Source organism: Kitasatospora sp. NPDC057738 (genome assembly GCF_042798815.1).
GTDB classification, from domain to species: Bacteria; Actinomycetota; Actinomycetes; order Streptomycetales; family Streptomycetaceae; genus Kitasatospora; species Kitasatospora lactacystinica.
Map to the genome: position 1 here is coordinate 19,237 of NZ_JBHVJT010000079.1, position 21,535 is coordinate 40,771.

At 71.4% G+C, this 21,535-nt stretch carries 22 protein-coding genes; 15 read left to right on the plus strand and 7 right to left on the minus strand.

Features of this window, described 5'->3' with window-relative positions; translation table 11 throughout:
• The first annotated feature begins 171 nt into the window (after positions 1 to 171).
• From ACFVGO_RS32440 to ACFVGO_RS32485, 10 genes are read left to right on the plus strand one after another with little or no spacing between them, the layout of a single operon-like run.
• Complete coding sequence (locus ACFVGO_RS32440; protein WP_380635662.1) at positions 172 to 1,710, plus strand: AMP-binding protein; 1,539 nt, start codon at positions 172 to 174, stop codon at positions 1,708 to 1,710.
• Entirely contained in the window at positions 1,707 to 1,970 is a 264-nt protein-coding gene (locus ACFVGO_RS32445) for an acyl carrier protein (protein ID WP_359908886.1), read from the plus strand. Before ACFVGO_RS32440 ends, ACFVGO_RS32445 begins: the two co-directional genes overlap by 4 nt.
• A 2-nt stretch (positions 1,971 to 1,972) precedes the next feature.
• Positions 1,973 to 3,052 (plus strand): anthranilate phosphoribosyltransferase, encoded by a 1,080-nt coding sequence (locus ACFVGO_RS32450; RefSeq protein WP_380635665.1) that lies wholly within the window; start codon positions 1,973 to 1,975, stop codon positions 3,050 to 3,052.
• Complete coding sequence (trpA, locus tag ACFVGO_RS32455; protein WP_380635667.1) at positions 3,049 to 3,852, plus strand: tryptophan synthase subunit alpha; 804 nt, start codon at positions 3,049 to 3,051, stop codon at positions 3,850 to 3,852. Before ACFVGO_RS32450 ends, trpA begins: the two co-directional genes overlap by 4 nt.
• Before the next feature lie 11 nt (positions 3,853 to 3,863).
• Positions 3,864 to 4,238 carry an ectoine synthase gene (locus ACFVGO_RS32460; RefSeq protein WP_049650325.1) on the plus strand — a complete coding sequence of 125 codons (375 nt, stop codon included), beginning with the start codon at positions 3,864 to 3,866 and terminating at the stop codon, positions 4,236 to 4,238.
• 30 nt (positions 4,239 to 4,268) lie between these two features.
• Positions 4,269 to 5,408 (plus strand): acyl-CoA dehydrogenase family protein, encoded by a 1,140-nt coding sequence (locus tag ACFVGO_RS32465; protein ID WP_359908877.1) that lies wholly within the window; start codon positions 4,269 to 4,271, stop codon positions 5,406 to 5,408.
• A 6-nt stretch (positions 5,409 to 5,414) separates the two neighbouring features.
• Positions 5,415 to 6,098 (plus strand): N-(5'-phosphoribosyl)anthranilate isomerase, encoded by a 684-nt coding sequence (locus tag ACFVGO_RS32470; protein ID WP_380635670.1) that lies wholly within the window; start codon positions 5,415 to 5,417, stop codon positions 6,096 to 6,098.
• Complete coding sequence (locus ACFVGO_RS32475) at positions 6,095 to 6,865, plus strand: indole-3-glycerol-phosphate synthase (protein WP_380635672.1); 771 nt, start codon at positions 6,095 to 6,097, stop codon at positions 6,863 to 6,865. Before ACFVGO_RS32470 ends, ACFVGO_RS32475 begins: the two co-directional genes overlap by 4 nt.
• A 4-nt stretch (positions 6,866 to 6,869) precedes the next feature.
• Positions 6,870 to 7,085, plus strand: a complete 216-nt coding sequence (locus ACFVGO_RS32480) for an MbtH family NRPS accessory protein (protein WP_359908868.1) — start codon at positions 6,870 to 6,872, stop codon at positions 7,083 to 7,085.
• Complete coding sequence (locus ACFVGO_RS32485; RefSeq protein WP_380635674.1) at positions 7,082 to 8,293, plus strand: Glu/Leu/Phe/Val dehydrogenase dimerization domain-containing protein; 1,212 nt, start codon at positions 7,082 to 7,084, stop codon at positions 8,291 to 8,293. Before ACFVGO_RS32480 ends, ACFVGO_RS32485 begins: the two co-directional genes overlap by 4 nt.
• Before the next feature lie 65 nt (positions 8,294 to 8,358).
• Here the strand turns inward: ACFVGO_RS32485 and ACFVGO_RS32490 are convergent, their stop codons facing one another.
• Together ACFVGO_RS32490 and ACFVGO_RS32495 are read right to left on the minus strand one after the other, a co-directional pair.
• The gene (locus tag ACFVGO_RS32490; RefSeq protein ID WP_359908862.1) at positions 8,359 to 10,554 is read right to left on the minus strand and encodes a hypothetical protein; all 2,196 of its coding nucleotides are present in this window, start codon (positions 10,552 to 10,554) and stop codon (positions 8,359 to 8,361) included.
• Positions 10,555 to 10,583: 29 nt separating this feature from the next.
• Positions 10,584 to 12,065 carry a M20/M25/M40 family metallo-hydrolase gene (locus ACFVGO_RS32495; protein ID WP_359908859.1) on the minus strand — a complete coding sequence of 494 codons (1,482 nt, stop codon included), beginning with the start codon at positions 12,063 to 12,065 and terminating at the stop codon, positions 10,584 to 10,586.
• A gap of 234 nt (positions 12,066 to 12,299) precedes the next feature.
• Between ACFVGO_RS32495 and ACFVGO_RS32500 the strand changes: the two genes are divergently transcribed.
• A complete protein-coding gene (locus ACFVGO_RS32500; RefSeq protein ID WP_359908856.1) occupies positions 12,300 to 13,151 on the plus strand; it encodes an aldo/keto reductase in 852 nt (283 codons plus the stop codon).
• Positions 13,152 to 13,183: 32 nt separating this feature from the next.
• On the opposite strand, the gene ACFVGO_RS32505 is transcribed toward ACFVGO_RS32500, so the two are convergent.
• The gene (locus tag ACFVGO_RS32505; RefSeq protein ID WP_359908853.1) at positions 13,184 to 13,546 is read right to left on the minus strand and encodes a hypothetical protein; all 363 of its coding nucleotides are present in this window, start codon (positions 13,544 to 13,546) and stop codon (positions 13,184 to 13,186) included.
• 459 nt (positions 13,547 to 14,005) lie between these two features.
• Between ACFVGO_RS32505 and ACFVGO_RS32510 the strand changes: the two genes are divergently transcribed.
• Complete coding sequence (locus ACFVGO_RS32510) at positions 14,006 to 14,209, plus strand: cold-shock protein (protein WP_045694210.1); 204 nt, start codon at positions 14,006 to 14,008, stop codon at positions 14,207 to 14,209.
• 370 nt (positions 14,210 to 14,579) lie between these two features.
• Positions 14,580 to 16,136, plus strand: a complete 1,557-nt coding sequence (locus tag ACFVGO_RS32515; protein ID WP_380349086.1) for a DEAD/DEAH box helicase — start codon at positions 14,580 to 14,582, stop codon at positions 16,134 to 16,136.
• A 124-nt stretch (positions 16,137 to 16,260) separates the two neighbouring features.
• Here the strand turns inward: ACFVGO_RS32515 and ACFVGO_RS32520 are convergent, their stop codons facing one another.
• The gene (locus ACFVGO_RS32520; protein WP_359908848.1) at positions 16,261 to 16,839 is read right to left on the minus strand and encodes a TetR/AcrR family transcriptional regulator; all 579 of its coding nucleotides are present in this window, start codon (positions 16,837 to 16,839) and stop codon (positions 16,261 to 16,263) included.
• A gap of 89 nt (positions 16,840 to 16,928) precedes the next feature.
• Here ACFVGO_RS32520 and ACFVGO_RS32525 point away from each other — a divergent pair, with 89 nt between their 5' ends.
• Together ACFVGO_RS32525 and ACFVGO_RS32530 are read left to right on the plus strand one after the other, a co-directional pair.
• Positions 16,929 to 17,375: a DUF1772 domain-containing protein gene (locus ACFVGO_RS32525; RefSeq protein WP_359908845.1), complete on the plus strand. Its 447-nt coding sequence runs from the start codon at positions 16,929 to 16,931 to the stop codon at positions 17,373 to 17,375.
• Between the two features lie 203 nt (positions 17,376 to 17,578).
• Positions 17,579 to 18,007, plus strand: coding sequence for an NUDIX domain-containing protein (locus ACFVGO_RS32530; protein WP_380635679.1), 429 nt, complete (start codon positions 17,579 to 17,581; stop codon positions 18,005 to 18,007).
• A gap of 118 nt (positions 18,008 to 18,125) precedes the next feature.
• Here the strand turns inward: ACFVGO_RS32530 and ACFVGO_RS32535 are convergent, their stop codons facing one another.
• The 3 genes from ACFVGO_RS32535 to ACFVGO_RS32545 are packed head-to-tail and all read right to left on the minus strand — an operon-like array spanning position 18,126 to position 21,242.
• Positions 18,126 to 18,974 carry a carbohydrate ABC transporter permease gene (locus ACFVGO_RS32535; RefSeq protein WP_359908842.1) on the minus strand — a complete coding sequence of 283 codons (849 nt, stop codon included), beginning with the start codon at positions 18,972 to 18,974 and terminating at the stop codon, positions 18,126 to 18,128.
• A complete protein-coding gene (locus tag ACFVGO_RS32540) occupies positions 18,974 to 19,951 on the minus strand; it encodes a carbohydrate ABC transporter permease (protein ID WP_380635681.1) in 978 nt (325 codons plus the stop codon). Before ACFVGO_RS32540 ends, ACFVGO_RS32535 begins: the two co-directional genes overlap by 1 nt.
• A gap of 31 nt (positions 19,952 to 19,982) precedes the next feature.
• A complete protein-coding gene (locus ACFVGO_RS32545; RefSeq protein ID WP_359908839.1) occupies positions 19,983 to 21,242 on the minus strand; it encodes an extracellular solute-binding protein in 1,260 nt (419 codons plus the stop codon).
• Positions 21,243 to 21,535 lie beyond the last annotated feature (293 nt).

Below are 21,535 nucleotides of genomic sequence, written 5' to 3' on the forward strand. Positions count from 1 at the left end.
CCACTTCCGTGGACGGGCGCCACGTGATAATTCTTCCTTCACCAGGTGGACGGCCGGGTGATCCCCTTTCGCGTCGGCCCCTTCAATGTTCCGAATGAGATCGGTGAACCCGTTGCATGAACTCATCCGTTGAATATGAACTCACTTCGTTCGCATGAACTCGGAGAAGGCATGACGCAGCAGCAGAGCCTGGTGGGTTCATTCGTCTCGCACGCCACCGGCCATCCCGGCGATCCGGCGCTGGTGTGGCACGGAGAAGAGACGACCTACGGTGAACTCCACCGACTGGCGGAGCGGGAACGCGTCCGGATCGCCCGGCTCGCCCCGACCGGGAACGAGCCGATCGGCATCCTGGCCGCCAAGTCGCCCTCGACGATCGCCCTGGTGCTCGCCTGCCTGCTCGAAGGGCGGCGCTTCCTGCTGCTGCCGGCCCCCACGCCGGAGGGGCGGACGTCCCACGCCTTGGTGGAGCGGGCCGGAATCCGGCACGTCCTGACTCCGGACAGCCCCCGGGCGCCCGGGCCGGGCGCCGGGGACCGGCCGGCGGAACCGGGGGCGGCGCGCGACACGGAGCCCGCCGACGTCTCCTTCATGTTCACCACCTCCGGTTCCACCGGGCGGCCGAAGATCGTGCCGCTGAGTACGGGGGCGGTGGACCGCTTCACCACCTGGGCCGGCGAGCGGTTCGGCATCCGTCGGGGGACCACGGTCCTCAACTACGCCCCGCTCACCTTCGACCTGTGCCTGCTGGACATCTGGACCACGCTCAAGTACGGCGGCCGCGTCGTCCTGGTCGATCCGGCCCGGGCCACCCACCCGGGCCACCTGCTGGACCTCGTCTCCCGCCACCGGGTCCAACTCGTCCAGGCGGTACCGATGTTCTACCGGCTGCTGGTCGACGCGGCCGCGGAGAGCGGCCGGCGGCTCGACACGGTCGAGCACGTCGTCTTCACCGGTGACAGCCTGCCCGCCCGCTGCCTGGCCGAGCTTCCGCAGCTGTTCACCGGCGCGCGGCTCTACAACGTCTACGGCTGCACCGAGACCAACGACAGCTTCCTGCACGAGGTCGACGGCACCGAGCCGGCGGACGGCCCGGTGCCGATCGGGCACCCGCTGCCCGGCGTCCACGCGGTGATCGTCGATGCCGACGGCGGGATCGTGACCGGGCCGGGAACCGGCGAGCTGCATGTCGCGACGCCGTTCCAGACCACCGGCTACCTGGACCGGGACCAGAACGCCGACCGGTTCGCGACTCACCGCCACGGAGGGGAGACGCGGCGCTACTTCCGCAGCGGCGACCTCGTGCGGCGCGACCGGGACGGCCGCATCACCCTGGAAGGCCGCAACGACCACCAGGTCAAGGTCCGCGGCACGCGGGTCAACACCCACGAGGTCGAACAGGTGCTGCTCGACCATCCCGACGTCGTCGAGGCGGCCGTGCTGGCCGTGCCCGACCCGGTGGCCGGCCGCCTGCTGCGGAGCGTGGTCCGTCGCGCCCCGGACAGTCGGCTGAACTCGCTGGCCCTGCGCCGGCACTGCGCACAGCGGCTTCCGCTCACCGCGGTCCCCTCCACCCTGCTGATCGTGGACGACCCGCTGCCCAGGACGTCCACCGGAAAGATCGACCGCGCGCCCATCGAGCGCACCTGCTCCCCGTCCCAGCCACAGTCCCAGCCCCAGCCCCAGCCCAGCGAAGGAACGGCCACGTGAAGCACGCCGCGACAGTCACCCGGTTCATCATCGAGGAGTTCCTGCCGGACGTCGGCGCGCACGAGCTGGATTCCGACTACGACCTCGTGGACGGCGGGGTCATCGACAGCCTCGGCCTGCTCAAGACGATCGCCTGGCTCGAGGACCGCTTCGACCTGCGCGTCGAGGAGTTCGACCTCGACCCGGACAGCTTCCGGTCCGTCGCCTCGATCAGCAGGTTCATCGAAGAGGCCCAGCCGCACCGGACGGACTCCCACTAGTCATGCACGAGGTGCTGCGAGCGCTGATCGACCGGGACCGCACCGTCGACCAGGAGCTGTGGGGGTCCTTCTGGGACCAGCTGCGCGACGGCACGCTGCGGTCCGGCGAGACGGTGGCGCTGCTGTCCTCGCTGTCCACCCGGATGCCCGATCGGGACACGCTGGTCGCGATGCTCCGCTCGCTGGACGAGCGGCGGCCGACCGTCCCCGCGCGGCTGGACGGCACGGCCAACATCGTCGGCACCGGAGGCGGGCCGGCCACGTTCAACATCTCCACCGCGGCGGCGTTCGTCGCCGCGGCCCTGGGCGTGCGCATCGTCAAGACGGGGTCCCGCGCCTATACGAGCAGCTGCGGCTCCCACGATCTGCTCGACCGTCTCGGCATCGGAAGGACCAGCTCGTACGAGCAGACCGACGACCTGCTGGAACGCTTCGGCATCGCGTTCCCGGGGAACTTCGTCTACCCGCGGGAGGTCGCGCTGCTGGCCCGGAGCATCGTGCCGATGGACCTTCGGATGATCGGCGGATTCATCAACTCCGTCGGCCCCTTCCTGGCCGCGGTGCCGGTCTCCGCCCAGCTCGTCGGCGTCTCGGACCGTTCACTGGTGCCGACTCTGGGCCATGTCGCCGCCACCGCGGCGGCCACCGTCGCCGGCCGGAGGATCTGGCTGTGCTCCAACGAGCTGGGCATCGACGAGCTCGTCAGTTCCGTCGACAACGTCGTCCTCACCAATGACGGCACCGACGGGATCCGGCTGCCGGCCGAGGCTCCGGGAACCGGGACCGGAACCGGGACCGGGCCCGGGACCGACGCGATCGCCGAACTGCGGCCGGCCGGAAGGGGCGAGGACGTGGTCGCCCACTTCCTCGGCGTGCTCTCCGGGGAGGGGACGGGTCTCGCGACGCGGACCGTCCGCCTGAACGCCGCCGCGCTGGCCGTCGCGAGCGGGCTGATCGACGGGTGGCCGGAGGCGATCGGGGCGGCCGACGACGCCCTGCGCAGCGGCGCCGCCCGCGACCTCGTCGAGCGCCTGCGCGCCCGGCCGGCGCGCCGCACGGCGGCCGCGGTGCGTGCGCGGTGAGCGGGTTCTTCGCACACCGGCCGCCGGACCGGCCCGGCCTGGCGGTGTTCCTCAACGCCGGAGACCCCCCGCTGCCCGTACTGGCCGACGTCATGCGGATGCTCGACGACTGCCGGGTGGACTGCCTGGAGCTGGCGGTGCCCTTTCCGAACTCGGTCACCGACGGGCCCGTCATCCGCCGCTCGGCGCAGCGGGCCCTGGCCGACGGCGGCGGGCTCGACGAGGTGCTCGACTTCCTCGGCGGGATCCTGCCCCGGCTGCGCCACCTGCGGGTGGCCCTGCTGGCCGACTGGAGCCACACGGTCAGGGACCTGACCGTGCCCGGCTTCGTGCGGCGGGTCGCCGACTCGGGCGTCCACGGGCTGCTGGTGCACGGCCTGCCACCGCGGCTACGGGCCGGCTGCCTGGAAGCGGTGCGGGAGGCGGGGCTGCCCATGGTCGCCACCTGCTACGCCGCGTCGACGGCCGAGGTGAAGGCCGCGGCCGCCGAGTGCGCCACCGCGTACCTGTACCTGGTGGCCCACTACGGCCGCAGCGGCGGCGGGCTCACCGCCGACCACCAGGAGCTGGCCGCCGCGCTGGCCGAACTGCGAACGAGGACCACCGCACCGATCGCCGTCGGATTCGGCGTCCGCTCCCGGGCGGACATCGCCCTGCTGCACGACCTCGGCGCCGACGCCGCGGTCGTGGGCAGCGCCGGGGTCGCCCGGATCGAGCGCGCCCTCGCCGAAGGGGCCGACGTGGTCGAGGAGTTCCACACCTTCATCCAGACCGTTTCGCCGTACTCGACAAGCCACTAGGAGGCACACCGATGATCGTCCGACACCTTGCCGACGTGAAGACCGTGGACTGGGGCAACGGGCTCAGCCGCAGGTTCCTGCTCGAATCCGACGGCCTCGGCTACACGATGACGGACACCACTGTCCGCGCCGGCACCAAGTCGCGGCTGGAGTACCGCCGCCACCTGGAGGCCTGCTACTGCATCGAGGGGAAGGGCGAGGTCGTGGACACCGACGGCACCTCCCACCCGCTGGAGCCGGGCACGCTGTACGCGCTCGACCGCAACGACGCCCACTTCCTGATCGCGAGCCCGGAGGAGGACCTCCGCCTGGTGTGCGTGTTCTCGCCCGCGCTGCGCGGCGACGAACGCCACAACCTGGACTCGGCCGATTTCTCCGAGTACTAACAGGACCGACAGGACTGACAGGACCGACAGATGATCAGGTGGAACGCCGACCAGATCGCCCTGGGCGAGGGGATCGCCCAGTGGGGCGAGGAACTCAGCTCGGGCCATCTCGAAGGGGACGCCGAAGGCGCCTTCCCGTGGGACAAGTGGAAGCTGATCCGGAGGTCCGGAATCCTCGGCCTGCCGTTCGACGAGCGGTGGGGCGGGCTGGGCCAGGACCTGCTCACCACCATGCACGTGCTCGAACAGCTCGGTACCGGATGCCGTGACGGCGGACTGAACTTCTCGGTCGCCACCCACCTGGTCGGCGCCGGGGTCCCGCTGCAACGGTTCGGCTCACCGGAGCTCAAGGCGCGTTACCTGCCGGGGATCTGCTCGGGTGAGACGATCGGGGCGCACGCGATCAGCGAGACCGAGAGCGGCTCCGACGCGCTGGCGATGAGGACCACGGCCACCCGCGAGGACGACGGCTTCGTGCTGCGGGGCGGCAAGTCCTTCATCACCAACGGCCCGGTGGCCGACGTGTTCGTGGTCTACGCGCGCACCCACCCGAACGGCGGCCCGCTCGGCATCACCGCCTTCGTCGTGGAGCGGGACACCCCGGGGCTCGTCGTCGGGCCACCCGTCGCCACCATGGGGCTGCGGACCGCTCCGCTGGGTGAACTGCACTTCGACGACTGCAGGGTCCCCGCGTCCGCCGTGATCGGCCGGGTCGGATCCGGGTTCCTGGTCCTGGACCACGTGATGAAGTGGGAGATCCTCTGCTCCTTCGTCATCAACACCGGGCAGATGCGGTACCGGCTCGACCGCTGCGTCGAGTACGCCAAGGAGCGCGTCCAGTTCGGCCATCCGATCGGCTCGTACCAGTCGATCTCCCACAAGCTCGTGGACATGAGCATCGGCCTGGACACCGCGCGGAAATGGCTCTACGACACGGCGGTTCGGCTGACGGAGGGCGAGAACGTCACGAGGGACATCGCCGTCAGCAAGCTCGTCGCCAGCGAGGGCAACCTCTCCTCCGCACTGGCCGCCGTGCAGATCTTCGGCGGCAGCGGGTACCTGGCCGAGTACGGGCTGGAGAAGGACGTGCGCGACGCGGTCGCCGGCCCGATCTACTCGGGCACCTCGGAGATCCAACGCAACCGCGTCGCCGCCATGTTGGGGCTGTGACGCCTGATGCTGGTCAAGATCTGCGGAGCCGCCTCGGCCGGGGACGTGGCCTCGCTCGACAGGGCCGGGGCCGACCTGGTCGGCCTGTGGCACGGCGTACCGGGGGGTCGCACGGACCTGACGCCCCGTCAATTGACGGTGCTGGCAGATGCCGTGCACCGAACGGCGCGACTGCGTCCGGTCCTCGTGACCTTCCTGGACGACGCCGGGGCGCTGCGCGCGGCGACGGACGCGGCCCGGGTGTCGTGGGTCCAACTGCACGGCTACCAGCCGCCGGGCCTGGTCCGCGCCCTGAAGAGCACCACGGACCTCACCGTGGTCAAGGTGCTGCACCTCGGTACGGACACCCGCGCGGAGCGGTCCCTGATCGCGGCGTACGAGCGGGCGGGAACGGACCTCTTCCTGCTGGACACGGTGGCCGGGGACGGCCGGATCGGCAGTACCGGGCAACCGGCGGACCGCGCGGCCGTCCTCGGGATCGCGGACCGCCTCTCGCGCCCCTTCCTGCTCGCCGGCGGCATCACGGCCGACAACCGGGAGGACTACCGGGAGGTGGTCGACCACCCCCTGTTCCTGGGCATCGACGTGGACACGGCGGCCAGGGACCCCGACGGACGGCTGAGCACCGACCGGGTCACGGCCCTGCGGCGCGGCTGGCGGGCGACGGACGGCAGCGGGGTGCCCGGATGACGGCCGAGTTCATCGAGGCGCTGCTGGACGCCCGCCGACCGGTGATCATGGAGCTCAAGCGGCAGGACGCCGCGGGAAACGACCTGTTCGGTGACAGGTCGGCCACCCGCCTGGTCGCCGACTACCGGGACGTCGGCGCGCCCTGCCTGTCCGTGGTGACCGGGCGGTGGTTCGGCGGCACCCCGGACCTGCTGCGCGAGGTCGTGGCCGCGACGGACCTGCCCGTGCTGCAGAAGGACTTCATCACCCGCCGGAGCCAACTGCACCAGGCCCGCGAGAGCGGCGCGTCCGCGGTCCTGCTCACCGCCGCGCTGCTGCCCCGCGCCACCCTGGGCCACCTGGTCGACCTCGGCCTGCGCCTCGGCCTGACGCCGTTCGTCGAGGTCACCACCGAGGAGGAGATCAGCCGCGTGCCACGCGCCGAGGACTGCGTGGTCGCGGTGAACAACAAGGACATCGCCACCCGCGAACGCGGCGCGGGCGACCTCGGGCGGAGCTCCTCGCTCCTGCCCGCGGTGCTGAACAGCGGCACCCGGTGCCCGGTGAGTGCCGGAGCCGTCCGCTGCCCCGAGGACGCCGCCCGCCTGCTCGGGGAGGGCTTCGCCGGTGTGCTCGTCGGGACGGGCCTCCTGCGCACCGCCAGCCTGCCGGGCTGGCTGGACGGCCTCGACGCCCGCCTCGGCACCCGCCCCGACGCCGGCCCCGAACCGGCTCCACCCGTCCGCCGCCCGGCGGACCCCCCACCCACCAGCGACATCCGGAGGTAAGGCCATGACCAGCGCGGCAACCGAGCAGTGGAAGGTCGTCGTCAACGACGAGGAGCAGTACTCGATCTGGTCCGCCGACCGCGAGTCGCCGGCGGGCTGGCACGAGGTCGGCGTGCAGGGCGCGAAGGACGAATGCCTCGCGCACATCGAACGCGTGTGGACCGACATGCGCCCCCGCAGCCTGCGCCTGCGGTCCGTCCCGGAGGACGGTGCGCAGTGAACCCGACGCTCGCGCCGCACGGTGCGCGCGGGGCGACCGGGCCCGTGCTCTCCACCGCCCTGGACCTCCCGGAGTGCCGGGCCCGGGGCTGGGTCGTCGTCGACTCCATGGTCGACGGCCTCGCCATGGGCGGCACCAGGATGACCCGGACGGTGACCGAGCAGGAGCTGACCGGGCTCGCCAGGGCGATGACCCACAAGCTGGCGCTGGTCGGCCTGCCCATCGGTGGCGCCAAGGCCGGCATCGCCCCCGCTCCGGGCGCCACCGTCGAACGGGAGGCGGTGATGCGGGAGTTCGGCCGCGCCGCGGCCCCGCTGCTGCACGGCGGGGTGTACCTGGGCTGCGACCAGGGCACCACCTACGCCGACCGGCGGCTGGCCTTCGAGGCCGCCGGGTACGACGTCACCCGCCTCCCCGGCACCACCCGCCTCACCGTCGGCTGGGCCGAACTGTGGGACCACATGGCCGACATCACCGGGTTCGGCGTGGCCGTCGCGGTGCTCGGCGCCCTACGGGCCTCCGGGGCGCGGACCCCGCAGCGCATCGCGATCCAGGGCTTCGGCACCGTCGGGCGCGCGGTGGCCGGCCACCTGGCCGCCCACGGCCACCGGGTGGTGGCCGTGGCCGACGTCCGGGGCACCGTCGAGGACCAGCGCGGACTGCCCGTCGCCGAACTCGCCTCGCTCACCAGCAGCGACGGCACGATCGACCGGAGCCGGCTGCCCGACCGGGTCACGGTCCACGGCCCCGGGCAGGCGTGGCTGCACGTCGACGCCGACGTACTGGTGCTGGCGGCCTCCGCCTCCGCGGTCGACGAGGAGGCCGTGCCCGCGGTCCGGGCCCGCCTGGTGGTCGAGGGCGGGAACCTGAGCTGCACCGCACCGGCCCGCCGGCTGCTGCGCGAGGCCGGGCACACCGTCCTGCCGGACGTGGTCGTCAACGTCGGCGGCGCGGCGGCGACCGGCTGCGTGCTCACCGGGCTGGCCCCGTCCGACCTGCCGCTCCCGCAGCTGTCCGAGTGGCTGCGCGAGTGGGTCGCCGACAGGATCGCCAGGAACTGCGAGCTGGTGCAGGAGTTGAGCGCCACGGGCAGCGCCGATCCGGTCGCACAGCTCCTCGGTTCGCGCGGTGCCCCGGCCGGGGCCGGCCCTGCCGACGCCACCGCCCCGGCCGGGGCCGCCGGAACGGGGGTCCCGGCCGAACGGTGAGGCCGCCGTGCGCGGGGCCGCCGGCCGGCCGGATCGGGCCGGGCCGGCGGCCCCGGGGAGGACGGTCAGACGACCGGGTGGAGCTCGTCGATACAGCTCAGGACGACGTCGCGGAGGGTGTCCACGATGTGCGGGATGAAGTCGCCGGTGGCGGTGTCCGTGACCCAGGGGTCCATGGTGGTGGAGATCAGGTAGCGGACCGGGAGCCGGTCGTCCTCGTGGGCGGTGACGCCGAGCCGGGCGCGGAAGTCACCGACGAAGTCCTGACCGTAGACGGCCGGATCGAACTCGGAGCCGGTGAGGATCAGGGGCGGCATCTCCTCCGGCGCCGGGACCCGGGGTTCGGTGGCACTCGGCCGGATGCTGAGCCTGGAGTAGATCAGGTCGTTGAGGTCGTTGGCCTTCTGCAGCACCGTGTTGGGCCTGCCGTCGATGACCGGGTTGAACGCGTAGCCGATGATGATCTGGTCGGAGCCGAGCTCCTTCAGCAGGGCCATGGCCTCGTCGTCCTCCAGGAGCTTCTCGTTGCTCCACGGCACGATGCGCCGACGGATGAAGTCGAGCTGCTCCTCGACGCCCTGCGCCCCCGGGTGGGCGGCCCGCTCGGCGGGCAGGCGCTGGACGGTGGTCACGGTGAACGGGTCGTCGGGGCGGGCCATGGTGCGGACGGCCGCGTAGAGCCGCTTGCTGTTGAACAGCGCCTGGCCGAGGATCCGCCCGTAGCCGGCGGCGTCCGTGCGGATCACCCGGTGGCTGAGGTAGACACCGGCCACGGCGGCGCCGGGCTTGGAGCCCTCGATGCCGAAGAGGCCGACGCTGGCGTCGTAGGCGCCCTGGTCGAGGTAGGCGGCGCCGAGGGCGACCAGCTCGCGCTGGCGCCGGTCTCGGTAGCACAGACCGCCCGCCGGATAGGGGATGTAGCCCGCCTTGTGGGGGTCGATGCTGATGGAGTCGACGTGGTGCAGCAGGTCGTACTGCTGGTTCACGTAGGCGCTCATCGCCAGGTCGGGGGTGATCCGGGCCCCGGTGTAGCCGGGAGGCGCCTGGCGGGGCGGGCGCTTGACGGCGGCGAAGTAGCCGCCCCAGGCGGAGTCGGCGTGGACGGGGTAGCACAGGCCCTTCGCCCCGAACGCCTCGCGGAGCGCGAGGATGCCGGCCAGCGGATCGACGGCGCTCAGTTCGGTGCTGCCCATCACGGCGACGTCCAGCAGCACCGGTTCGTGGTCGCGCAGGCAGGTGTCGAGCAGCTCGCGGCGTGACTGGAGCTCGGCCCGGGCGTCGAGGTCCACGGCCACCGTGCGCAGGCGGCCGCGGCCGATGCCGAGCACGGCGGCCGCCTTGGGCCAGGAGTAGTGCATCGTGGCGGGCGCCAGGATCACGCCGGGGGCGACGTCGTCCTTGAGGTACGCGCGGAAGGCCTCGTACCCCAGGTGCTGGATCGTGTACTTGTCGACGATGCCCAGCCGCTCGTCCTCGATCCCGCAGGCCTCGCGCACTCGGGCGGGCAGGTCGAGGACGGTCTCCGGCCGCAGGTTCACCAGTTGCCAGGGGGTGAGGTCCGGCAGCAGGTGCTCGGTGCCGTCCGGCAGGAGGACGGTGAGGTTCCGGGCGGCGGCGAGGGCGGACTCCCGGCGGACGGCCTCGGCGACGGCGACGGGGTGGTAGGTGAGGTTGCGGGCCGACCAGGCGGCTTCGAGGTTCGCGACGGTGCCGTCGCAGGTGATGTGCCCCCAGGAGGTGTCCGTCCGGTAGCCGAGCAGCCGGCACAGGTCCTCGCCGACGGTCCTCTCCAGCTGGGTGGTGACCGGCGAGGCCTCGGCGGCGACGTTGTTCGGGTTGGAGAGCATGGCGGCGAAGTAGCCCGCGATGCCGGGGATGGTCAGGTCCCAGTTCATGTGGCCCTGGAACCGGTAGCTGTACGCCGGGACGGAGCCGCGCAGCGACTTCAGCAGGGTGTCGAACTCGGAGCGCAGGGTCTTGACGTCCTGGTGGTAGCCGTCGGACGCCTTGATGTCGTCGGTCACGTAGGGCGGGTCGTCCGGGTAGAGCTCGCGACGGTCGGCGGCGTTGGCGCGCACGGCGTCCAGGACGAGCTCCTCCAGCAGCCGCTGGTTCTCGGCCTTGGGGCCGAGGAACCAGGCGGCGAGCGTCGAGGTCCCGGGGGCCGCGGCGAGGTCGAGGTCGGCCCGATGGCGTTCCAGGGCCTGGGCGAACCGGGCGCGGGGTGTCGTCGGATCGGGCTTGGCGGGGGTGTCGGTCATGGCGGTGCTCCTGCGACGGGGTGGGAGGGCTAGGAGAGGGAGGGGGTGGCCGCCGCGGCCCGGGTCTGCTCCGTGCCGGAGCCGATCGGGGTCTTCGCGGCGCCGAAGTCCTGCAGCAGGTAGCTCTGGGCCAACGTCATGTGCTCCAGCTCGTCGAGGCTGACGCTCTCGTGCAGTGCGTGGATCATGCACTTCGGCTCCTCGCAGCCGATCACCAGCACGACCGCCTTCGGGCTGTTCGCCTGGAGGAGGGTGACCAGGGGGATGGAGCCGCCCTGCCCGGCGTACTGGGTCGTGGTGCCGGGGTACGCCTTCGCCAGCGCCTTCTCCGCGGTGTCGTAGCCGGGCAGCGTGATGTCGGCGAAGAAGCCCCGGCCGAGTTCCTGGGGCGCCGAGACGACGACCTTGGCGCCCCACGGATTGACGTCGGCGCTGTTCAGGAACTCGCTCAGCTTCCCGGCGGCCTTCTCCGGGTCCTCCAGCGGCGCGAGCCGCATGCCGATCCGGGCGGTCACCGTGTCGATGAGCTGGTTGACCGGCTGGTCGTGCGGCGGGAGTTTCGAGGTCAGGCCGATGACGTTGATCGAGGGCCTGGTGTACAGCCGGTCGCCCAGCTGGCCGGTGCCCAGCAGCTTCATCCCCTGGACGACCCCGGCGTCGGCGCGGAACGCGTCCTCGCCCGGCTGCACGCCGTCCCACTTGTCGGAGCGGAGCCCCGGCACGGCCACGTTGCCGTCGGCGTCGTGCAGCCGGGCCAGCATGCGGGCCAGCACGATGAAGGCGTCCCCCGCCGGGCCGCCGAACATGCCGCTGTGCCGGGTGCCGTCGACGAGCGTGGTGACCGTGACGTCCACGATGGCGAAGCCCCGCAGTGACTTGGTGAGCGTCGGCTGGCCGAGACTGGTGTTGCCACCGTCCGCGACGATGATGACGTCCGCCTTGAACTTCTCGGGGTGGGCCTGGATGTACGCCTCCAGGGTTCCCCGGCCGGCTTCCTCCTCGCCCTCCAGGACGACGACGAGGTTCACCGGCGGCTTGCCGTCCAGCGCCCGCAGGGTGCCCACGTGCATCATCACCCCGGACTTGTCGTCCGCGGCACCGCGGCCCTTCAGCCGGTTGTGCTCGTCGATGCTCGGCTTGAAGGCGTCGGGCCACTTGGTCTCGTCGGTCTGCACGACGTCGTAGTGCGCGTACAGCAGGACGGTGGGCGTGTGGGGCCCGGCGTCCGGGCAGTGGTAGGTGCCGTGGACGAGCTTGGAGTCGAACTGCTCCCCCGCGCCCCCGCCGCCGATCTCCACCAGGTCGACCTGGGTGAGGCCCGCCTTCTGCAACAGCTTCTGCGCCGTCGTGGCCGCGTTGTCGAGGTCCGCCTCGTGGGATTTCGGGTCCTTCGTGTCGTAGATCGACCGGATCTTCACCAGCTCGATCAGGTCGTCGGTGATCCCCTTCATCAGACCCTTGACCTTGTCGGGCAGTCCCTGCCCGTCACCGTCCGTGGTGACCGTTCCCATGCTCGCTCCGCCTCCGTCGGCGTGGACACGACGCGCGGGCGCGCATCGCACGAGTCATGGATAGAGTGCGAACCACCATGGCGCGGCACCGACGTGCGCGGACCCTCGGACGGCCACCCGGGCGGAGCAGCAGGCCGCCGGACGGCGCTCCACCGGCGTCCTGGCGGCGATCGCCGAGGCCACCGGCCGACCTGCCACCGCCCCCCTTCCATCCGGTCCTCTCCAGGAGCCCCCGTGCAGCACGTCACCCTGAACAACGGCGTCCGGATGCCGATCCTCGGCTTCGGCGTCTACCAGATCCCGGCGGACCGGACCGAGCAGGCCGTCTCCGAGGCCCTCGCCGCCGGCTACCGCCTGCTGGACACCGCCGCCGCCTACGGCAACGAGGAAGCCGTCGGCCGCGCCGTCGAGAACAGCGGAATCCCCCGCCAGGAGCTCTTCGTCACCACCAAGCTGTGGATCCAGGACGCCCCCGCCGAGGCCAACGCCCGCCGCGCCTTCGAGACCTCACTGACCAGGCTCGGCCTGGACCACGTCGACCTGTACCTGATGCACCAGCCCTACGGCGACGTGTACGGCCAGTGGCGCGCCATGGAGGCCGTCAACCGCGAGGGCCTGGCCAAGGCGATCGGCGTCGCCAACTTCTACCCCGACCGGCTCCTCGACCTGATCCTCAACAACGAGATCACCCCGGCGGTCAACCAGATCGAGACCCACCCCTTCTTCCAGCGCCCCGCCGACCAGGCCCTCATGCGCGAGCACGGCGTCCGGCACCAGGCGTGGGGCGGCTTCGCCGAAGGCAGGAACGAGCTGTTCACCAACCCCGTCCTCGCCGGGATCGGCGAGGCGCACGGCAAATCCGTGGCGCAGGTCGTGCTCCGCTGGCTGGTCCAGCGCGGCATCGTCACCATCCCCAAGTCGGTCAACCCCGACCGGATGGCGCAGAACATCGACGTCTTCGACTTCGAACTCGACCACGACCAGATGTCCGCCGTCGCCGCCCTGGACACCGGCACGACGCTGTTCTTCGACCACCGGGACCCCGAGATGGTCGCCTGGCTCAGCCAGCGCCGCCTGGACGGCTGAGCGCCGGAGCGGGAGCACGGCGGCCGGGGCCGTCAGGTATCGGAATAGCTGAGGTCCCCGATCGTCCAACTGCTGATGTCCTCGATGGCGATGCGGTACATGCCGCCGGTGTGGGGCAGCGCGAAGTCGCCCTGCAGGATCTTCGCCCGGTGGAGGTGGAGGTGGGTGGGCCGCGCGGGCGGGCCGTCCGCGGGCGGGGCGAAGAGGGCGGCGAACGGCTTCAGGTGGTCCGAGGCCTGGAGGACCTCCGCCACCCGTTCCCACCACAGGGCCACCGGTGCGAGTCTGCCGGTGATCACCGCGCCGGGGACCACCACGGTCAAGGCCATCTGGTTGCTGTGCTCGGACTCCACCATCGCGGCGATGTCGACGAGCAGCCCATCAGGGTTCGACATGATTCCCAGGGTAGGGCACGGCCCGGTCCCCGTACGTGTCGCGGGTGAGGCGGTCGCCGACGGCGACGTGTCCCGTTCGGAGTGCGCCGGGGCGCGGGGGTGCGCGGTCGGACACGGCGCGCCCAGCGGATTCACCCCGGTGGGAGGCGCCGCCACGGACCGTGCACGTCAGCCAACCATCCTGTCCTCAAAGCCTGTTGGGCCCCTGCCTCGCTCGGGACCGGCGGCCCCGGGCGAGGCTCCCCCGAAACCGGAGGTGAAATATCCGCCCGTTGCCCGCTCGGGCCTGCTAGAGTCGTTTTAGTTGCAGTAGTGGTTCCCATGAACTTTGTGTGCGCCTGCTGATGTATTCCGCAGGCGCATTTTTGTTTCCCGGCTCTTCCCCGGGTGGGTGCTCATCGCGGCGACTCGGAGCTCGCGCTGTGCGTGCTTCGGAAAGCCCCTTGAAGGAGATTTTTAATGGCTAATGGCACCGTGAAGTGGTTCAACTCGGAAAAGGGCTTCGGCTTCATCGAGCAGGAGGGTGGCGGCCCGGACGTGTTCGCCCACTACTCGAACATCAACGCCAACGGCTTCCGTGAGCTGCTCGAGGGCCAGAAGGTGGAGTTCGACGTCACTCAGGGCCAGAAGGGCCCGCAGGCCGAGAACATCCGCCCGCTGTAATTCTTCTGCCACGGCACCCGCCAAGCAGCGAGGGGCCCGCACCGCGTACACAATGCCCGGTGCGGGCCCCTCGGCGTTGCCCCGGGCACGCCCCCGGCCATCGGGCCCCCTGACACGCACCGCCACCGGCGGTCGCCCCACGCGAGACGCACAGCGCCGCGTCCGAATCACCCCCCTGCCGTGACATCTCAATGCGAGGTCCTCGCTCCCGCCCTTGCCGGTGGGCGCCGACCGCAGGTGGCGTGCCGCACGGTTGCCCCGTCCACGCCCCACCCGTCACAGCTCTCGGCCCGTTCCCTTGCGGTCTCCGTCGGCGCGCCGCGCCCCGGAGCCTTCCCCGTGACGTGCCGCCCCGAGGAAGGTCTCCCGCATGAACCGCTCCACTCGCTCCTCGTACCAGAACGCCAACTCCCGTTCCGGCCGCGCCCACGGAACCCGCGCCGGCGGCAGCTCCTTCTACGGAGACCGGCCCTCCGGCGGCCGTACCGCCCGTCAGGGCTCCTCCGCCCAGCACGAGTTCGCGATGCCGGTGAGCACCACCCCGGCACTCCCGGCTGTCGAGGCGTTCGCCGAACTGGACATGCCCAAGGCCCTGCTCTCCACGCTGACCCGGCAGGGCGTCACGGCGCCGTTCCCGATCCAGGCCGCGACGCTCCCGAACTCGCTGGCCGGACGCGACGTCCTGGGCCGGGGCCGCACCGGTTCCGGCAAGACCATCGCGTTCGGCCTCGCCGTGCTGGCCCGCACCGCCGGCCGGAAGGCCGACCCCCGCCAGCCGCTGGCCCTGGTGCTGGTCCCCACCCGCGAGCTCGCCCAGCAGGTCACCGACGCCCTCACCCCGTTCGCGCACGCGGTACGGCTGCGGATGACGACCGTGGTGGGCGGGACGTCGATCGGCCGCCAGGCCCAGGCGCTGAACCGCGGGGCGGAGGTCGTGGTGGCCACGCCCGGCCGGCTCAAGGACCTGATCCAGCGCGGCGACTGCCGGCTGGACCGGGTCGACATCACGGTGCTCGACGAGGCCGACCAGATGGCCGACCTGGGCTTCCTGCCCCAGGTCACCGAGCTCCTCGAACAGGTCGCCGAGGGCGGCCAGACCCTGCTGTTCTCCGCCACGCTGGACCGCAACGTCGACCGCCTGGTGCGGCGCTTCCTGAAGGACCCGGTCACCCACTCCGTGGACCCGTCCGCGGCGACGGTCAGCACCATGGAGCACCACGTGCTGCAGGTGCAGAACTTCGACAAGAACGCCACGATCGCCCACATCGCCTCGCGTGACGGCAGGGTGATCATGTTCATCGACACCAAGCACGGCGCGGACGGCCTGGTCGAGGACCTGCTCGCGAACGGGGTCAAGGCCGCCGCCCTGCACGGCGGCAAGTCCCAGCCCCAGCGCACCCGCACCCTGGAACAGTTCCGCACCGGCCAGGTGACCGCGCTGATCGCCACCAACGTCGCCGCCCGCGGCATCCACGTCGACGGCCTCGACCTCGTCGTCAACCTCGACCCGCCGGGCGACCACAAGGACTACCTGCACCGCGGCGGGCGCACCGCCCGGGCCGGCGAGTCCGGCACCGTCGTCACCCTGGTCCTGCCCAACCAACGCCGCGCGATGGCCCGCATGATGACCACCGCCGGCATCACCCCCGTCACCACCAGGGTCAGCGCCGGCGACGAGGAACTCGTCCGCATCACCGGCGCCCGGGTGCCCACCGGCGTTCCCGTCGTGATCCCCGACCCCGTCGTCGAGCGGCCCCGCCGCAGCGCGTCCACCAGCCGGGGCCGTCGCGGCCGCGGCGGCCCCGCCAACCCCGGCGGCAACACCCGGGCCAACACCGGCGGCACCACCCGGGCCGCCTCCGGCCGCGACAACCAGGGCTCCTCCGACCGACGCCGGGCACCCCGGCGCGCCGCCCTCTCCGCGTAGCACCCCTCCCCCGACGGGCCGGCTCACCGCACCGACCCGGCCGCCGCTCCTTGACGCCCGAGGGCCGCGGCCGGGGCCGGCCGGACGGGGCCGGTGGCCCGCGCGCCCCCGCCCGTCCGGTGTTTCAGAGCACGGCGAGCCGGTCCACCAGCAGTTCCACCCTGCGCCCGGTGTCCGGCGGCGGCAGTCGTCCCGCCCGGGTCAGGGTGGCCAGCCCGTGCAGGGCCGCCCAGAACACCTCGGTGAACAGCGCCGGGTGGACGCCGTCGCCGGCGACCTCGCCGAGGCTTTCCAGCAGGGCGGCGAAGGCGTCCTTCAGCGGCTCCGGGGTGTCCTCGCGCGCGAACGCCAGGCCGCCGTCGAGCTGGAACATGGCGTCGTAGACCGCCGGGTTGCGTTCGGCGAAGTCGAGGTAGGCGCGGGCGAGGGCGGTGACCCGGGCGCGGGGGCCGTCCGCGGCGGAGCTCGCGGCCCGCAGTGCCACGGCCATCTCGGCGGCGCCCTCCAGGGCGACCGCGCCGATGATCTCGCGCTTGCCGCGGAAATGGCTGTAGAGGACGGGCTGGCTGTATTCGATGCGCTCGGCGAGCCGGCGGGTGGTGACCGCGTCCCAGCCCTGCTGCTCGGCGAGTTCGCGGGCCGTGGCCACGATGAGGCGCTCGCGGTCCGCCCGTTCGCGCTGCTTGCGTTCCTGTACCGACATGATCCGATCCTAGCACTGCTAGACAATCGAGCGGCGGCAGTACTAGCGTTGCCTCATCAGCTAGCAATGCTAGATCCCAGGGGGTAGCCATGCTCAACGCACTTGAGGTCTTCACCACCGTGGTCGTCGGCCTGATGGTGGGGGTGGAGTTCTCCGTCGCCTTCGTCATCAACCGGATCCTCGACGCACTCCCCGAGGACAGCGGTCAACTCGGCCGCGCCCACGGGGGCCGGATGCTCGGCGCCCTGATGCCGTTCTGGTACATCGGCTCGCTCGTCCTGAGTGCCGTCTGGGCCGTCGCCGGTTGGCACCGCCCCGGCGCCGGCCTGGTCGTCGTCGCCGGCGCGCTGCTGATCGTCAGCGTGATCATGTCGGTCCTGCTGCTCGTCCCGATCAACAACCGGGGCAAGACGTGGACCCCCGAGAACCGGCCCGCCGACTGGAAGCAGCAGATGAACCGCTGGGACCGCTTCCACTACGTCCGCGTCGCCGTCATCGTCGCCGCCTTCACCCTGCTGGTCACCGCCCTCACCTGAGCCCGCGGGCGCCACCGGCCACCGCCCCTTCGAGGTCGTGAGCCGACCGGGCCGTCCCCCGACCGGGCGACACCTGCCGGGCGGCGTCCGCGACCGCTCGGCCGCCCGGGTGCCCGGCCCACCGGCGGCGATGCCGACGGGGACCGCGAGGTTCCTCAACACGCCCTTCCTCTCCCGGCGTTGGCAAGCGGTACGGTGCGCGGATGCATACACGTGTGACGGGCATCGCCGTACGGGGCGGCCGGATGCTGCTGCTGAACCAGGACACCGAGGGACCGCGGAGGTGGTCCCTGCCCGGCGGGAAGGTCGAGGACGGTGAGACCTTGGCCGGAGCCCTGCGCCGGGAGATGGTCGAGGAGACCGGACTCGAAGTCGAGGTCGGTTGCCTGCTGTACGTCTGCGACGTCACGGCCGCCGGCGTCGTGCACATCACCTTCGAGGTCGCGGTGACCGGCGCCCGGATCGGCGACGTCGCCGCCGGCGCGGACACCCGGCCGATCCGGGGCGTGGAGTGGGTGAAGCTCGACGACCTTCCCGCTCACGGCTTCTCCGAGCGGTTCGTGAAGCTGGCCAGGGCCGACTGGCCGGGTGCCGGCACGTACATGGGGCCGAAGTCGAACATCGGGCTGTGACGAGTGCGAGGACGGTCGCCCGGGAGCCCGTCCCGGCCCCCGGTGCCCGGCGGAGCTGCCACGCCGCGAGGCCGCGTTCCGCGGGGCGACCTCGTGGCGTGGCAGCGTGGTGGCCCGGCTACTTGACCGAGCCGGCGGTGAGTCCGGAGACCACGTGGCGCTCGATCACCGCGAACAGGACGACGACCGGCACGATGGCCACCAGCGAGGCGGCGAACACGTAGTTCCACTGCACGCTGTAGGCGCCGATCATGTTGTTGATGCCGACGGTGAGCGGTTGCCGGTCCGGCGAGTTGGTGAGGGTCAGGCCCATGATGAACTCGTTCCAGGCCGAGATGAACGTGAAGATCACGGCGGTGACCACGCCGGGCAGCGCGAGCGGCAGGGTGACGCGGAACAGCGCGCCGATGCGACCGTTGCCGTCGATCATCGCGGCTTCCTCCAACTCCCTGGGGATGGAGCCGATGTAGGCGCTCAGGATCCAGATCGCGAAGGCCAGGTTGAAGGCGGCGTTGGCGAGCACCAGGACGATCGGGGTGTCCAGCAGGTCCAGTGCGAAGAACTCCCGGTAGAGGCCGACCTGCAGGGCGGTGGGCTGGAACATCTGGGTGACCAGCACCAGCAGCAGGAAGGCCTTGCGGCCGCGGAAGCGCACCCGGGCGGTGTAGTACGCGGCGGGCAGGGCGACCAGCAGCACCAGCAACGTCGAGCCTCCGGCCACCAGCAGGGTGGTCCGCAGGTTCTGGCCGAGCGTGGTGTCCGTCCAGACCTTGGTGAAGGAGGAGAAGTCGAAGTGCGTCGGCAGGTAGGAGTTGTCCCGCAGCTGGCCGGCCGGGCGTCCGCCGGTGATCAGCATTTCGACGTACGGGAGCACGAAGAGCGCGGCGAGCGCCCAGGCCAGCGCGGTGAGCAGGACGGTCCGTGCGCGCGGGCGGTGCTTCGCCGGCGGCGGCTGAAGGATGGTCATCAGCTCTCCTCCCCGTTCCAGCGGCTGACCTTGAGGAAGACGATCACCATGAGGATCACGACGCCGAAGTTGACCACGGACATGGCGGCGGACTCGGCGACGTCGTAGCCGCGCAACATGTACATGAACACGGTGGTGGTGGCGGTGTCGGCGTTCGGGCCGCCCTGGGTCATGCCCCAGATGACCGGGAACGAGTTGAAGACGTTGATCAGGTTGATCACCAGACCGACCAGGAAGGCCGGACGCAGCAGCGGCAGGGTGACCTTGCGGTAGGTCTGCCAGGGCGTGGCGCCGTCGACCCTGGCCGCCTCGTAGACCTCTCCGGGAATGGTCTGCAGTCCGGCCAGCAGGGTGTAGGTGGTGAACGGCAGTGAGACGAAGACGGCGACGAGGACCAGCCAGGGCTTCGCGTGGGCGGCGTCGCCGAGCCAGGCCCGGGAGTGGTCGATCAGGCCGAGGTCGAGCAGCAGCCGGTTGAACACGCCGGCGACCTGGTCGAGCATCCAGCGGAAGCCGATCGCGGTCATCAGCACGGAGGCGGCCCAGGGGGCGACGAGCGCCCAGCGGGTGACGCGACGGCCGGGGAAGTTCTGGCTGAACAGCTGGGCCAGCGCGAGCGAGATCAGCATGGTCAGGCCGACGACGACGACCGTCCAGACGACGGTCCAGGTGAGCACTCCGGGCAGGCGGGGGTCACCGAGGAGCTTGCGGTACTTGATCAGACCGGCCGGGCCGTGGTCGGTGCCGGTGGTGTCGATCCTGCGCAGTGAGGTGGTGACCATCTCGACGACCGGCCACACGACCACGCCGAGGATGAGCACGATGGCCGGGGCCAGCCAGGGCAGTGGCCCGAGCCGTTCGAACAGGGAGCGGCGCCCGGGCGCGCGGCCCGCGGGCGGGGCCGACGGACTCGTCGGCGGCGCGGCCGGCCGGGCGGGGTCGCCGGGCCGGGCGTCTGTGCTGCTGGGGAAGGACACGGTGTGGGGATTCCTTGTGCGCTCGTCAGGGTCACTCGCCGGCCTGCTGCGCGGCCTTCTGGAGCGCGTCGAGGGTCTTCTTCGGGTCGCCGACCGCGCTGCCGATCTGGGTCTTGATCTGCGCGGAGACCGCCGGCCAGGTCGGGTCGCTGAGGGGGTAGAAGGTGGCGGTGGGCAGGATCTGCAGGAACGGTGCCAGGGCCTTCTCGTCCGGGTCCGCCTGGAGTGCGGTGAGCGCGGACTGCGTGACCGGCAGCAGGCTGTACTGCTTGTCGAACTTCACCGCGTTGTCCTTGGCGTAGGCGAAGTCGAGGAAGGCCTTGATCTGCTCCTTGTGGCCGCCCTTCTTGAAGGCCATCATCCAGTCGGCGACTCCGAGGGTGGCCTTGCCGGTGCCGTCCTTGCTGGGCATCGCGGTCCAGGTGACGTCCATGGCCTTGACGTCGTTCAGCTGGGTGGGGATGCCGTTGAGCATGCCGACCTTGCCGGAGGCGAAGTCCTTGGCCAGGTCGGTGCGGTTGACGGAGGCCGGGCTCTGCTCGGTCAGACCCGCGTCCACCCAGCTCTTGAGCTGCCCGAAGGTGTCGATGTTGGCCTGGGAGTTGATGCTGTACTGGCCCTTGGCGTCCTGGTAGCCGCCGTGGTTCTCCAGCATCCAGATGAACGACTCGCCCTGCGCCTCCTCCTTGCCCAGCGGCACGCCGAGCGGGATCTCCACGCCCGCGTTCTTCAGCGCGGTGGCGGCGGCGGTGAGGTCGGCCCAGGTCCTGGGCGGGTTGGCCGGGTCGAGGCCGGCCTTCTTGAAGAGCTCGTTGTTGATCAGGAACATCCGGGCGCTGGAGATGAACGGGATGCCGTACTGGGTGCCGTCCTGCTCGCCGGCGTGCGCGATCGCGGGGAGGAAGTCCGCCGTGGTGCTGCCGGAGAGCACGTCCTGGGCCGGGTAGAGCTGGCCGTTCTTGGCGAAGTCGGCGTAGCCGCCGGTCTGCAGGATGTCCGGCTGGTTGCCGTTCTGCACCATGGTCTTGACCTGGGTGTCGATGTCGTTCCAGTTGATGACCTGAAGGTCGACCTTGATCCCGGGGTTCTGCTGCTCGAAGGCCGAGATCACGCCCTGCCAGTACGTCCGACTCGGGTTCTGGCCGTTGGAGCCGTAGTCGGCGGCGACGAACCTGATCGTCGTCACGCCGTCGGCGGAGGTCGAACCGGAGGCCGAGCCCTTGCCGCATCCGGACAGCGCGAGTGTTCCGGCCAGGGTGGCCGCCGACAGGGCGAGCAGGCGCCGCTTCATCTCTGGTACCGCCTTTTGCGAGTGGGGCCGACACCGCGGTGGCCCGAGTGGGGGATGGTGCGATCTGCACGAAGGTGCGCTATGCGACTGATATTTGCTCAATATCGAGCAGCTGCGCCGAACCGAGTTTGCCTCGGGGCCATCCCGGCAGGCCAGCCGCGTTACCGAAGCGTTGCAGTCGAGGAAGAGCGGCGAGGCGGGGCAGGACGGCGTCTTGACGCGAGGCGCCCGGCCGCCCGAAGCTGCTCCGCAGGTGATCGAAACTGCTTCATGAAGCGATGATTGAAGCAGTT

Bases quoted from the DNA above. Each gene is read 5' to 3' on its own strand.
- ACFVGO_RS32440 (WP_380635662.1), top strand. From the start codon at position 172: ATGACGCAGCAGCAGAGCCTGGTGGGTTCATTCGTCTCGCACGCCACC.
- ACFVGO_RS32450 (WP_380635665.1), top strand. From the start codon at position 1,973: ATGCACGAGGTGCTGCGAGCGCTGATCGACCGGGACCGCACCGTCGAC.
- ACFVGO_RS32460 (WP_049650325.1), top strand. From the start codon at position 3,864: ATGATCGTCCGACACCTTGCCGACGTGAAGACCGTGGACTGGGGCAAC.
- ACFVGO_RS32465 (WP_359908877.1), top strand. From the start codon at position 4,269: ATGATCAGGTGGAACGCCGACCAGATCGCCCTGGGCGAGGGGATCGCC.
- ACFVGO_RS32470 (WP_380635670.1), top strand. From the start codon at position 5,415: ATGCTGGTCAAGATCTGCGGAGCCGCCTCGGCCGGGGACGTGGCCTCG.
- ACFVGO_RS32475 (WP_380635672.1), top strand. From the start codon at position 6,095: ATGACGGCCGAGTTCATCGAGGCGCTGCTGGACGCCCGCCGACCGGTG.
- ACFVGO_RS32480 (WP_359908868.1), top strand. From the start codon at position 6,870: ATGACCAGCGCGGCAACCGAGCAGTGGAAGGTCGTCGTCAACGACGAG.
- ACFVGO_RS32490 (WP_359908862.1), bottom strand. From the start codon at position 10,554: ATGACCGACACCCCCGCCAAGCCCGATCCGACGACACCCCGCGCCCGG.
- ACFVGO_RS32495 (WP_359908859.1), bottom strand. From the start codon at position 12,065: ATGGGAACGGTCACCACGGACGGTGACGGGCAGGGACTGCCCGACAAG.
- ACFVGO_RS32505 (WP_359908853.1), bottom strand. From the start codon at position 13,546: ATGTCGAACCCTGATGGGCTGCTCGTCGACATCGCCGCGATGGTGGAG.
- ACFVGO_RS32510 (WP_045694210.1), top strand. From the start codon at position 14,006: ATGGCTAATGGCACCGTGAAGTGGTTCAACTCGGAAAAGGGCTTCGGC.
- ACFVGO_RS32515 (WP_380349086.1), top strand. From the start codon at position 14,580: ATGAACCGCTCCACTCGCTCCTCGTACCAGAACGCCAACTCCCGTTCC.
- ACFVGO_RS32520 (WP_359908848.1), bottom strand. From the start codon at position 16,839: ATGTCGGTACAGGAACGCAAGCAGCGCGAACGGGCGGACCGCGAGCGC.
- ACFVGO_RS32525 (WP_359908845.1), top strand. From the start codon at position 16,929: ATGCTCAACGCACTTGAGGTCTTCACCACCGTGGTCGTCGGCCTGATG.
- ACFVGO_RS32530 (WP_380635679.1), top strand. From the start codon at position 17,579: ATGCATACACGTGTGACGGGCATCGCCGTACGGGGCGGCCGGATGCTG.
- ACFVGO_RS32535 (WP_359908842.1), bottom strand. From the start codon at position 18,974: ATGACCATCCTTCAGCCGCCGCCGGCGAAGCACCGCCCGCGCGCACGG.
- ACFVGO_RS32545 (WP_359908839.1), bottom strand. From the start codon at position 21,242: ATGAAGCGGCGCCTGCTCGCCCTGTCGGCGGCCACCCTGGCCGGAACA.